Source organism: Peptoclostridium sp., assembly GCF_009881055.1.
GTDB lineage: Bacteria > Bacillota > Clostridia > Peptostreptococcales > Peptostreptococcaceae > Peptoclostridium_A.
Window position 1 is genome coordinate 1 of sequence record NZ_WXFG01000013.1, and the last position, 12778, is coordinate 12778.

Genomic DNA, 12778 nt, shown 5'->3' on the forward strand with positions numbered 1-12778 from the left:
CTATAAGCGCTCTTCTTCTTTTCTTTTCTGGACTCTCATTTCTTCTTCCCATAATAAAAAACCTCCAAACTGATTTTATTCTACATCAGTTTGAAGGTTTACACAAACTATGAAACAGTCTCGAATTCGGCATTTTTTTTATATTATCTGTCTTTGAATATTATGTCGTTTATCTTGTTTATATCACCAGCGCCCATTGTTATAACTATGTCTCCTTTGTGCACGTTCTCAAGCACGTATGAAGCTATCTCATCAAAGCTGGAGATGTAGCTTGCATTCTTATTCTTGTCTGCAAGCTTCTTTACAAGGTCCCTTGAGTGGATATCACCGCTGTCAACCTCCCTAGCGGCGTATATGTCGGTTATTATAATATTGTCTGCATCATCGAAGGCGTTTGAGAACTCTTCAAGCAACAGCCTGGTCCTTGTGTAGGTGTGGGGCTGGAATATGCACCACACCTTGCCCGAGGCGGCACGCCTTGCAGCCGAAAGTGTGGCCATAATCTCTGTAGGGTGATGGGCGTAGTCGTCTATGAACTTGACGCCGCCTACTTCCCCCATATGCTCGAATCTTCTGCCTACGCCGGTGTAGCTTGACAGGGCAGCGCCAATGTCGTCAGGCAAGAGGCCACATGCATATGAAGCTAATATTGCTGCGCAGGAGTTGAGCACATTGTGGACTCCTGGAACCTCGAGTGAGAACCTTCCAAGAGCTTCTCCATGGAGAAGCAAGGAGAAAGAGGCATGGCCGTTCTCATCAAACTCAAGTCCATCTATTAAGGCATCGTTCGAGCTGTCGAAGCCGTATCTTATTATTTCGCCCCTTAATTTACCTTCGCATTTTGAAAGCATATCGCCGATGTTCTCATCATCGCCATTTACAATTATGTGGCCGCCCACTGGCACAAGTGCTGCAAATCTTGAAAATGAGTCCTTTATATGGTCGATGTCTCTGAAGTAGTCCAGATGGTCAGCGTCTATATTGGTTATTATGGCTATTGTGGGGTGGAACTTGAGGAAGCTGTCAACATATTCGCAGGCCTCGGTTATAAAGTGCATTGAACCGCCCACGCGCACATTGCCGCCTATGTGGGGAAGGTCGCCGCCCACAAGTATTGTAGGGTCCAGGTTGTTCGTATTGAATATTACAGAAGTCATTGATGTGGTGCTGGTTTTGCCGTGGGTTCCCGCTATGGCTATGCAGTTTGAAAAATCCTTCATTAAAAGTCCAAGAAATTCGGCGCGGTCCATTGTTTTGATGCCAAGGCTTTTTGCCTGAACAAGCTCCTCGTTGTCAGAAGACACAGCAGCAGTATATACTGCAATGTCGGTAGTGCTCTGGATGTTTTCGGATTTTTGCCCTATGTATATTTTTGCTCCTGAATTTTCAAGATTTTCGGTGATGGCGGAGCTTTTTGAGTCGGATCCGGACACCCTGTGGCCTCTTTTCAGGCATATGAAGGCTAGTCCGCTCATGCCTATGCCGCCTATTCCAATGAAATGTATATGCATTTTAATTACCTCCATAAATGATAAAAAAGTGAACATTTGAGCTTGAATAATGCAAAATTTTCGTATATAATGTAGAAGATTAATCTGGCGCTGAACGTGCACTTTTTTTAAAACATATCAACAAGCACTTTAAATTATAGCACAATATGACCTGAAAATATAACGAATTAACAATAAAGCGTTTTGCATTATATCTACACAGGAATTACTTTAAGGAGGAAGCGTATGAAATTCAAGAGGAATGAAAGAATTGGAGGAATAGTTAAAATTCTTTCAGACAGCCCGAATAGAATATTCACACTGAGCTATTTCACGCAAAAATTCAATGCGGCAAAGTCCACAATAAGCGAAGACATACTCATAGTCAAAAATGTATTCGAGAAGCTCAATCTCGGCAAGGTTATAACAATAGCCGGAGCCGCAGGCGGAGTCAAATATATACCTAAGGTTTCAAGTGAAGATGCAAGAGAGTTCTTAAGCGAACTTTGTGAGCAGATAAATGATCCCGAAAGAGTGCTTCCCGGAAAATTCCTATACCTGATCGATATAATATACAGTCCGCAGGTAGTTTCCAAGGTTGGAAAGCTGTTTGCGACATATATAGACTATAGCGCTGCCGACTGCGTGGTCACAATAGAGACAAAGGGTATCCCGCTGGCGCTGGCAACGGCGAATGCGATGAATCTTCCTCTTGTCATAATAAGAAAGAATTCAAAGATATCCGAAGGCTCTTCACTCAGCATAAATTATGCTTCGGCGTCAAATGAAAAGATACAAACGATGTCGCTTTCCAGGAAGTCGCTTAAGGAGGGCTCTAAGGTAATACTAATAGATGATTTCATGAGAGGTGGGGGAACTCTAAAGGGGATGCAGGATCTCATGAAAGAGTTCAAGGCTGATGTGGTCGGCAAGGGTGTCCTAATATCCACAAATGCTCCGGAGAAAAAGCTGGTAGAAGGCTGTATTTCGCTTATGAAGCTGGTAACTATAGAAACGGGCTTAGTCGAGACAGTACCTAATGATGAAATAATAAATTAAATAGACACAAAGCGGCGCAGGCTCAGTTGCTCAAAACAGCCTGCGTTTTTTTTGTACAAAAACTTCAGAAAATTTCGAAGTTTCTTGAAGGTTTATGAGTTTTTATGTAAAATATAGCTTAAGGCAGTTTTTAAATATACATATTTCAGCCAGGCATTTACATGCTTTTTTGGAGGGAGTGGACAAAATGCAAATCACTGATATTAGAGTCAGAAAGGTTCTCGATGATGGCAAGATGAAAGGCGTAGTTTCAGTAACTTTCGACAACGAGTTTGTGATCCACGACATCAAGGTGATAGAGGGAAAAAACGGCTACTTTGTGGCGATGCCGAGCAAAAGGCTCAGCGAAGGAGGCTTCAAGGATATAGCACATCCTATAAATATGCAGTCAAGGGAAAGGCTGCAGGATGCTATACTTAGGGCGTATGACGAGGCAAAATCGCTTGCCGAAGTCAGCGCGGACTTTGGGCTGGAATAAATAATTACGACATAGAAAAGGAACCTGGCAAAGGTTCTTTTTTTGTTTAAAAAGTCGATATATAAGTATACATTTCATTTAAAAAGTGCTATATTAATTATGGAAATTGTAAACAATGTTAAGGGTATGAAACGTACATTATCATATAGGAGTGAACTCAAATGGGCATAAAAGCAATCATACTTGCCGCTGGCAAAGGAACCAGGATGAAGTCGAAGCTTCCAAAGGTCCTGCACAAGGTGTGCGGCAAGGAGATGGTAAACCATGTAATAGATGCGTCGCTTGAGGCCGGAGCCCAAAGCAACATCGTGGTTATAGGGCATGGCGCGGAAGCGGTCGGGAACTGTCTGCCCGAGGGAGTCAAGACAGTGGTTCAAGAGGAGCAGCTAGGGACGGGTCATGCAGTCATGATGGCAAATAATTACATAGATGACAGCGACACCATAGTGATTCTCTGCGGAGACACGCCGCTTATCGAAGGAGAAACGATAAAGGCGCTCATTGAATTCCACAGGAAATACGGTTTTGCTGTAAGCGTACTTTCGGCGTTAATGGAAAAGCCAAAGGGCTACGGCAGAATAATAAGGGGAGAAAGCAAGGAGCTAGTTGGAATAGTCGAGGAAAAGGATGCCAGCGAGGAGCAAAGGCTCATATGCGAAATAAACTCGGGAATGTATTGCTTTGAGGGCAAAGCCCTGCGTGAGGCACTGCTTGAGATAAGAAGCGACAACTCCCAAGGCGAATATTATCTTACGGATGCAGTCGAAATAATAAGAGGCAAAGGACTTACGGCCGGAGCATATGCAGGAGCGACGAGTGAGCAGATAATGGGAGTAAACAACAGACTACAGCTTTCGGAGGCCGAATGCCTCATGAAAAAGAGAATAAATGAATTCCATATGCTAAACGGTGTCACGCTGATAGACCCAGTGGCTACTTATATAGAAAGCGGCGCGGTGATAGGCTCTGACACTGTAATATATCCTGGAAGCATAATAAAAGGCTACAGCGTGATAGGTGAAGGCTGCATAGTGGGGCCGGGATGCACTATTGACAGCTCAAGACTTGACGATGGCTGTGAGATTCAGAATTCGGTAATAGTAAAAAGCTCTGTAGGCAGCGGCTCAAAGGTGGGACCTTTTGCATACCTGAGGCCAAACAGCACTATTGGCAGGAATGTCAAGATAGGCGACTTTGTGGAGGTTAAGAATTCAACCGTGGGAGACAATTCCAAGGCTTCACACCTTTCGTATATAGGCGACGCTGACGTGGGCGAGGATGTCAATATCGGCTGCGGCACAGTGTTTGTCAACTACGACGGCAAGAAAAAATCCAGGGCAAAGGTAGGCGACAGGAGCTTCATAGGCTGCAATACAAACCTGATAGCCCCTGTTGAGCTAGGCGAGAATTCGTATATAGCCGCAGGTTCGACTATAACCGACGATGTGCCTGAGGATTCATTTGCCATAGCAAGACAGAGGCAGACCACTAAGGAAGGTTATCTGAAAAGCGGCAATTGGGGCAAAAAAGATTAAATTGCTTGGAAAAATTATTGCTTAAATTTTTATATAAATTTGGGAGGTTTTTTGAAATGAATTTCAATAGCAGCGGAAATGAAATCAAGGTGTTTACCGGGAATTCCAATCCCGAGCTGGCTCAAAAGATTGCCAAGCTTGTGGGGGTTCCTGTGGGTGATGCTGTAGTTTCTACTTTCAGTGACGGCGAAATTTCTGTCAATTTCAACGAATCTGTAAGAGGAAGAGACGTATTCCTTATTCAATCCACCAGCGCTCCGGTTAATACGAATATAATGGAGCTTCTAATAATGATAGACGCACTTAAAAGGGCATCGGCAGGCAGGATAATAGCTGTAATACCATACTACGGTTATGCAAGGCAGGACAGAAAGGCAAAGGCGAGAGATCCAATAACTGCGAAGCTCGTGGCTGATCTTCTCACTGCGGCAGGTGCGCAAAGGGTACTTACAATGGACCTGCATGCGGCCCAGATACAGGGGTATTTTGACATACCGGTGGATCATCTTCTGGGAGTGCCTATACTTGCGCAGCACTTCAAGAATCAGGGCCTTAAGGATCTTGTGGTTGTATCGCCCGACCTTGGAAGCGTTACAAGAGCCAGAAATTTCGCTAATCTGTTAGATGCGCCAATAGCAATAATAGACAAGAGAAGGCCTAAGGCGAACGTTTGTGAAGTAATGAACATAATAGGAGACATAAAGGACAAGAACGTAATACTAGTAGATGACATGATAGACACGGCAGGCACCATAACCAATGGAGCAAACGCACTAAAGGAGCTTGGAGCAAAAGAAGTATACGCATGCTGCACGCACCCTGTACTTTCGGGCCCTGCTATAGAGAGAATAAGAGATTCTGCAATAAAGGAGCTTGTAGTGCTGGATACAATACCTCTGTCTGATGAAAAGAAGCTAGACAAGATAGTAGTTGAATCAGTGGCACCTTTATTTGCAAAGGCCATAAAGAAGATATTCCTAAATGAATCAGTAAGCAGACTGTTTGACTAGAGTTTGAAACCGGCGGAGATATTAATTCTCCGCCTTTTGTAGGTTATGGACATTGTTTGAAGGAGGAAATGAAGAGTGTTTGTGATAGCAGGACTTGGAAACCCAGGGGGCCAGTACGAATGTACCCGCCACAACGTGGGTTTTGACGTGATAGACATATTAGCGCATATGCACGGCATAAGCGTAAAAAAATTAAAGCACAGGGCGCTGGTGGGGGAAGGCTTCATAGGCGGCCAGAAGGTGCTGCTTGTAAAGCCCCAGACATACATGAATCTTAGCGGAGATTCGCTTGCTGAGATACTCAGCTACTACAAGTTAAGCCCGGAGGAGCTTATAGTTGTATACGACGATATAGATACAGATTTTGGAAGAATAAGAATAAGGAAAAAGGGGAGCGCAGGCACTCACAACGGAATGAAATCTATAATTTCCCGCATTGGCTTTGACGATTTTCCGAGAATTCGAATAGGAGTCGGAAGGCCATTTGATGGCAGGGATCTCGCATCTTTTGTGCTTTCAAAATTCACAAATGAAGAGATGAAGGAGATTGCAGAGACTGAAAAGCGCGCTGCTGAGGCTGCTGAGGCGATAATTAGTGGTGGCGTTGAAGCTGCAATGAACAAATACAACGGATAATGGGAGGACATCCAATGGCTGATCTTTTTTTGAGCCCCCTGAAACGATGCTATGAATTCAATCAGATAATTGAAAACATCAAAGACGGGAAAGGCCCATTGCACGTGCACGGACTTGTCCAGAGCCAGAAGGCACACTTTAGTGCGGCGCTCTTTAAATACAGCGGAATTAAACAAGGTCTTATAATAGCACACAGCGAGCTTGAGGCCAAGCGGATATACGAGGATATAAGGTTTTATGCGGGTGAAGCCGCGGCATACATGCCCTGCAGCGACATATTCTTCTATTCGATGGAGGCCAGGGACAGAAATGAGGAATCCAAGCGGATAGACGTGCTAAGGAGACTTTCAAAAGGCGAAAAAATAATAATTGTAAGCAGCATAGACAATCTTATGAGGAAATACGTGCCCAAGAGTGTTTTCTTGGACAGTATTATAGAGATAAATTCAAGCAGCATAATAGATGTAGAGCGTATTTCAAGAAGTCTTGCGGCTCTGGGCTACGAAAGGGAGAGCAAGGTCGAGGGTATAGGTCAGTTTAGTGTAAGGGGCGGAATAATAGACATTTTTTCACCCGGCTTTGAAAACCCCGTCAGAATAGAGCTTTTTGGCGATGAGATAGACTCTATGAGAAGCTTTGACGCAATCAGCCAAAAGTCCATTGAAAAAATCACCTCTGTGACAATAGCTCCGGCAAGAGAAGTTATATATAATCCGAGCGTGGGGCTTGGAACGGCAGCAGAAATACCCGAAACGGCGGGTCTTTCTGAAGAGCTTGCAGGAAAGATGGACAAGCTTTCTCAAGGTATTTATTTTGAAGGCATAGAAAACCATATAGACTATATATACGACAAGCCGGACACTCTCCTTGACTACATGGGCGCGGCTTCGCTAGTCTTGATGAACGAGCCCGAGAGAGTGCTCCAGAGGCAGAGGAACTATGCAGGCGAATTTGCTGAGATATTCGTTGCAAGCCTAGAGCGTGGAGAGGCAAGTAAAGAGCAGGGCAATCTTTTGTTTGGAATGGACCGCATTCAGGAGTGCTTTGAGGACAAAAGGCTTCTTATGCTCGCTACGCTGCCAAAGGACGTCGAAGGTTTCGAGAAGGCTGCGGCATACAGTTTTTCGGCAAGGGAGGTCCCGAGCTTTGGCGGCAAGACCGAAATGGCAGCAGGAGAAATAAAATTCCTCAAGGAAAAAGGGCACAGCGTACTCATATCAATAGGCAGTCCCGACAAGGCGAAAGGCTTGCAGGAAATGCTCTCTGCGCATTCTATAGAAGCCAGCGTTACAAGCAACAGGGAATACTCCATGAGGCCGTCTCAGGTTGTAATATCTCCCGGAGACATAAGCTCGGGATTCTCTTACCTGGACTGCGCCTTCACGCTAATAACGGATACTGAGATACTGGGAGCTCACAAGAAATCCTTCCAGAAGAAAAAGATAAGATCCAAGAACGCCAGACAAATTGAAAGTTTCATGGAGCTGGAAATAGGAGACTACGTGGTGCATGAAAGCCATGGCATAGGCAAATACGAGGGGATGAAGCAGCTTGTAGTGGGCGATATGACAAAGGACTACCTCAGGATTGTCTATTCCGCCGGAGACAGCCTCTACGTCCCGACGGACCAGTTCGATAAGGTACAAAAATATATAGGCGGCGAAGGAGAAAAGGTTAGGCTGAGCAAGCTCGGAACGAGTGAGTGGAACAAGGCCAAGGCCAAGGCTCAAAAGGCAGTCGAAGAGATGGCAAAGGAGCTTATTGAGCTTTACGCAAGGCGCGAGGGCATGAAAGGCTACCAGTTCGGGGAGGACACTCCATGGCAGTTCGAATTTGAAAACCTCTTCCCGCACGAAGAGACTCAGGACCAAAAAAGAGCGATAGAGGAAGTCAAAAAAGATATGGAGTCCGATGGTATTATGGACAGGCTCATATGCGGCGATGTAGGCTATGGCAAGACCGAGGTGGCTATAAGGGCTGTGTTTAAGGCCTGCATGGATTCAAAGCAGGTTGCGGTGCTTGTGCCAACCACAATACTTGCGCAGCAGCATTACAACACATTCAGGGAGAGATTCGAAAAGTTCCCCATAAGGGTAGAGGTGCTTAGCAGGTTCAAGACTGGAAAAGAGCAATCGCACATAGCGGACGATATAAGGAGAGGGCTTGTCGATGTGGTTATAGGCACACACAGGCTTTTGTCAGATGACATCAAGTTTAAGGACCTTGGGCTGCTTGTCATAGACGAGGAGCAAAGATTTGGAGTAAAGCACAAGGAAAAGATAAAGAGCCTGAAATCGAGCGTGGACGTGCTTGCCATGTCTGCAACGCCAATTCCACGTACGCTTCATATGTCGCTTACAGGCATACGCGACATGAGTATAATAGAGGAACCGCCCGAAGAAAGGCATCCGGTACTGACTTTCGTTGTGGAAGCCAAGGAGAGCATAATTGCTGACGCTATAGAAAGAGAGATTTCAAGGGGCGGACAAGTGTTTTTTGTATACAACAGGGTCGGAGGAATAGAGGATATGGCCGCCAAGATTAAGAAGCTTGTGCCTTCCGCAAGGATAGACCTCGGACACGGCCAGATGAATGCACGGCAGCTGGAGAACGTTATGATGCGCTTTCTTCAAAAGGAAACCGATGTGCTGGTATGCACAACAATAATAGAAACAGGAATGGACATAGCAAATGCCAACACGATGATAGTTTTCGATGCTGACAAGATGGGCCTATCTCAGCTGTACCAGCTGAGGGGCAGGGTTGGCAGATCCTCGCGGCAGGGCTATGCATATTTGGTATACGAAAAGGACAAGATGCTCACTGAAATTTCGGAAAAGAGGCTTAAGGCGATAAAGGAGTTCACAGAGTTCGGCTCGGGGTTCAAAATTGCAATGCGGGATCTTGAAATAAGAGGTGCGGGAAATCTCCTGGGCTCGCAGCAGCACGGGCACATGTCTGCCATTGGCTATGATCTGTATGTGAAGATGCTCTCGGACGCCATAAGAAGGCTTAAGGGTGAAGAGGTAAGACCTGAAATAGACACCGAAATAGAGCTCAAGCTCAATGCCTATATCCCGCAGGATTATATACAAGACGAACTTGCAAAGATAGAAATATATAAGAAGATAGCATCAATAGAATCCAGGGAAGAAATGTACGAGGTGGAAGAGGAGATAGAAGACAGATTCTCAGACATACCTGTGCCTGTGAGGACGCTCATAATGACTGCTTATGTCAAATCTCTCGGCAAAAAAATGGGAGTAAAAGCCATAAAGCACCATAATGAGAAGATATATATAGAGCCATACTATATGTTCAAGCCGAAAGAGGAAAAAGAAGATTACAAATTGATTACAGAAATTGCTATGGTGATGGAAAAGATGTTACAATAATATGTCAGCATAAAAATAGAAAGGATGTTAGCTATGAGGAAAATTACGAACATTGTTATAATTGCCCTGCTGGCTATTTCACTTGTGGCATGCAGCTCCGGAAAATCAGGTGAAAATGTGGCCAAAGTAAACGGCAAGTTCATCACGGCACAGGATTTTGAAAAGAACCTGGCGCTAACTAAGAAGGGATACGAAGGACTCTACGGCGAGGAAATATGGACTAAGGACGCCGGAGACGGAAAGACATTCAACGAGCTTATTAAGGAGCAGGTGCTCGAAACGATGATATCGGTCGAGGTGCTCTACCAGGAGGCCCAGAAGGAAGGCGTAAAAGTTGAGGATTCTGAGGTTGACAAGGCGCTCAAGGAATTCAAGGACAATGTCGCAAAAAGTGCGGACATGAAGACTTTCCTTGAGAAGAACAAGATTGACGATGAGTTCATCAAAAATCAGCTGAGAAAAGAGCTTGCTGTAGCGGAGCTTGAAAAGAACTTCAAGGCAGAGATAAAGCTCACAGATGCAGAAATCAAAGACTATTTTGAAAAGAACAAGGAAAACTACAGGAATCAACAGGTCAGGGCGTCGCACATACTCTTTAAGACCGTGGATGACAGTATGAATCCGTTGCCTGAAGACAAGGCTAAGGAGCAGGAGAAGCTGGCAAACGAGGTGCTTCAAAAGGCCAAGGCGGGAGAAGATTTTGCGGAGCTTGCCAAGAAGTATTCGCAGGACGAGGGCTCAGCTCAAAATGGCGGAGATCTTAATTTCTTCGGCAAGGGCGTAATGGTGCCGGAATTCGAAGAGGCTGCATTTAAACTTGAAAAAGGCCAAATATCAGAGCTTGTCAAAAGTCAGTTCGGTTACCACATAATAAAGGTGACTGACAGGATAGACGAGATACCAGCGTTTGATAAGGTGAAGGATTCAATAAAGAGCGAGGTTGAGCAGAACAAATATAATGAATACGCTGCCGGACTTAACGAGAAGGCAAAGGTTGAAAAGCTGCTCAAGGACGAAACTAAAAAGTAGACTCATATATAATTGATTCTTTGGTGGGTTAATGAACGGCTCGGGCGCATGTCCGAGCCTGAAAAGTTTTAATGGTAAAAAATCTAGGAGGAAATACATATGAGAAAAGATTCCTTTTTAAAGGGAGCTTTCATACTGGGAATCGCAGGTATAATAGTCAAGGTTATGGGAGCGTTCTTCAGGATACCGCTCACCAACATAATAAGCTCTGAAGGCATAGGCTACTATTCGACGGCATACCCTATGTACGTGCTGCTTCTGGTGATATCCACTGCCGGATTTCCAACGGCCATATCAAAGCTTGTGTCTGAAAAAATTGCACTCGGAGATAGAAAAGGAGCGCACAAGATATTCAAGGTGTCGTTCATAGCCCTTATATCTGTAGGCGTACTAAGCTCGCTGTTGCTTTATTTTGGTTCGGAATTTCTAGTCGGTACCTGGTTTAAAAATCCAAAGGCGGAGTATTCCATGAAGGCAATTGCTCCGGCGCTTTTTTTCGTTTCAATGATGTCGTCATACAGAGGTTACTTCCAAGGGCTTCAGGACATGAAGCCTACAGCTATATCGCAGATAATAGAGCAGTTTTTCAGAGTTGCACTCGGATTGTTCCTGGCTGTTTTCCTGCTTGACAGGGGCAAGGAATATGCTGCGGCAGGAGCGTCGTTTGGAGCTACAGCGGGGGCAATTTTTGGGGCGCTTTTCATGTTCTATATATATATCAAGAACAAAAAAAATATACATGGCGAAATCGAGAGCAATCCGGGTGATTTCGGTGAGGAATCGTCGTCACAGATTATCAAGAGGCTGCTGAATATTGCTGTGCCTATAACTATAGGAGCGGGTATTATACCTATAATGACATTCATCGATACGGCCATAGTAATGAGAAGGCTTCAAGAAATAGGCTTTAGTGTTGAAGAATCCTCAAGCCTTTATGGCCAGCTTACAGGGATGGCTGCTACGCTCGTTAACCTTCCGCAGGTGCTCACGGTTGCGCTTTCCATGAGCCTTGTTCCTCTTATATCCCAGTATATGGCACAAAAAAATATGGATGGAGCAAGGGAGTATACTCAAATATCAGTCAAGGTATCGAGCATAGCCTCATTTCCGGCCGCATTCGGACTTGCTGTGCTATCTGTCCCTATAATGAAGTTGCTTTTCCCGAATGAGCCTGCGTCTGCCGGCGACATACTGCTTTACCTTTCGCTGGGTGTGGTTTTTCTGGGTTACACGCAGACTTTCACAGGTATATTCCAAGGCCTTGGAAGAGCTTATGTTCCAGTTAAGAACCTTGCCATAGGTGCGGTGTTCAAGATAGGGATAAGCTATATTCTCACAGGAATACCGTCGATAAACGTAAAGGGCGCAGCGCTGGGAACGGTGGTTGCATACGGCGTGGCTGCCGTGCTCAATTTCATTTATATAAAGAAATATATGAACATTAAATTCGAGATCATGGATTCCGTAGTTAAACCTATGCTGGCATCGCTTGTAATGGGAGGAGTCGTATGGGTTTCATTCGCTGCTGTAGTAGGCACACTTGGAAACAATCTCTCCTGTGCAGTTTCAATATGCATAGGAATGGTTGCGTATGGAGTTCTGCTTTTCAGGGTCGGAATAATAAAAGAGTCGGAGATACTCGCGATCCCAAGAGGAAAGAAGCTTGTGGGAATGCTTAAAAAAATGAGGCTGTTAAAGGTATAGTCTATAGCCTGTGAGCAGACAGTCATTTAAGAATGGCCTGCTGCGCTTTTTATACATAAAAAGCGCAGCAGGCCATTCTGCTTAAGGGGATATAGGCGCTGGAAATATGAACCTTGGAGGAAGACTCGCAATTTTATAAGCAAATGTGTTGACATGCGAAAGCAAAGCTGATATATTAGTCTATGTCGCCGAGAGCGGCAGAGAATTGGAACACAAAAGAAATTAAAAACAAATAAAAGGTGTTGACTTTGAAGTTTCGAAGTGGTAAGATATATAAGTCACATCGCATTGAACCTTGAAAACTAAACAGCAGGCTTATTTTTTAAAGATGGCTAAGCCATCAAAATTATTTAAAGTCAGTGAGGCATCGAAAGATGTCACAATGAGCTAAAAGGACAATGTCCTAAGGATTTCTTTTTAAGAGTTTGATCCTGGCTCAGGA

9 protein-coding genes are annotated in these 12778 nt (G+C 44.7%); 8 read left to right on the top strand and 1 reads right to left on the bottom strand.

The window, feature by feature from the left end:
• Positions 1–143: 143 nt before the first annotated feature.
• Positions 144–1511, bottom strand: coding sequence for a UDP-N-acetylmuramate--L-alanine ligase (gene murC, locus GT589_RS02310; RefSeq protein ID WP_293395386.1), 1368 nt, complete (start codon positions 1509–1511; stop codon positions 144–146).
• A 225-nt stretch (positions 1512–1736) separates the two neighbouring features.
• Between murC and purR the strand changes: the two genes are divergently transcribed.
• The 8 genes from purR (at position 1737) to GT589_RS02350 (ending at position 12336) form a co-directional block, all read left to right on the top strand.
• Positions 1737–2549, top strand: a complete 813-nt coding sequence (purR, locus tag GT589_RS02315) for a pur operon repressor (RefSeq protein WP_293395389.1) — start codon at positions 1737–1739, stop codon at positions 2547–2549.
• 187 nt (positions 2550–2736) lie between these two features.
• Positions 2737–3027 carry a septation regulator SpoVG gene (gene spoVG, locus GT589_RS02320; RefSeq protein WP_293395391.1) on the top strand — a complete coding sequence of 97 codons (291 nt, stop codon included), beginning with the start codon at positions 2737–2739 and terminating at the stop codon, positions 3025–3027.
• A 161-nt stretch (positions 3028–3188) separates the two neighbouring features.
• The gene (gene glmU, locus GT589_RS02325) at positions 3189–4562 is read left to right on the top strand and encodes a bifunctional UDP-N-acetylglucosamine diphosphorylase/glucosamine-1-phosphate N-acetyltransferase GlmU (protein ID WP_293395394.1); all 1374 of its coding nucleotides are present in this window, start codon (positions 3189–3191) and stop codon (positions 4560–4562) included.
• A gap of 56 nt (positions 4563–4618) precedes the next feature.
• A complete protein-coding gene (locus GT589_RS02330; RefSeq protein WP_293395397.1) occupies positions 4619–5572 on the top strand; it encodes a ribose-phosphate diphosphokinase in 954 nt (317 codons plus the stop codon).
• A 75-nt stretch (positions 5573–5647) separates the two neighbouring features.
• Entirely contained in the window at positions 5648–6208 is a 561-nt protein-coding gene (gene pth / locus GT589_RS02335) for an aminoacyl-tRNA hydrolase (RefSeq protein WP_293395400.1), read from the top strand.
• A gap of 14 nt (positions 6209–6222) precedes the next feature.
• On the top strand, positions 6223–9603 hold the full coding sequence (gene mfd / locus GT589_RS02340; protein WP_293395403.1) for a transcription-repair coupling factor: 3381 nt from the start codon (positions 6223–6225) through the stop codon (positions 9601–9603).
• Between the two features lie 33 nt (positions 9604–9636).
• Entirely contained in the window at positions 9637–10632 is a 996-nt protein-coding gene (locus GT589_RS02345) for a peptidylprolyl isomerase (RefSeq protein ID WP_293395406.1), read from the top strand.
• 99 nt (positions 10633–10731) lie between these two features.
• Positions 10732–12336: a putative polysaccharide biosynthesis protein gene (locus tag GT589_RS02350; RefSeq protein WP_293395409.1), complete on the top strand. Its 1605-nt coding sequence runs from the start codon at positions 10732–10734 to the stop codon at positions 12334–12336.
• The last annotated feature ends 442 nt before the right edge of the window (positions 12337–12778 follow it).

Excerpts from the sequence above, each read along its gene's own strand:
- murC (WP_293395386.1), bottom strand. The coding sequence starts at position 1,511 with ATGCATATACATTTCATTGGAATAGGCGGCATAGGCATGAGCGGACTA.
- purR (WP_293395389.1), top strand. The coding sequence starts at position 1,737 with ATGAAATTCAAGAGGAATGAAAGAATTGGAGGAATAGTTAAAATTCTT.
- spoVG (WP_293395391.1), top strand. The coding sequence starts at position 2,737 with ATGCAAATCACTGATATTAGAGTCAGAAAGGTTCTCGATGATGGCAAG.
- glmU (WP_293395394.1), top strand. The coding sequence starts at position 3,189 with ATGGGCATAAAAGCAATCATACTTGCCGCTGGCAAAGGAACCAGGATG.
- GT589_RS02330 (WP_293395397.1), top strand. The coding sequence starts at position 4,619 with ATGAATTTCAATAGCAGCGGAAATGAAATCAAGGTGTTTACCGGGAAT.
- mfd (WP_293395403.1), top strand. The coding sequence starts at position 6,223 with ATGGCTGATCTTTTTTTGAGCCCCCTGAAACGATGCTATGAATTCAAT.
- GT589_RS02345 (WP_293395406.1), top strand. The coding sequence starts at position 9,637 with ATGAGGAAAATTACGAACATTGTTATAATTGCCCTGCTGGCTATTTCA.
- GT589_RS02350 (WP_293395409.1), top strand. The coding sequence starts at position 10,732 with ATGAGAAAAGATTCCTTTTTAAAGGGAGCTTTCATACTGGGAATCGCA.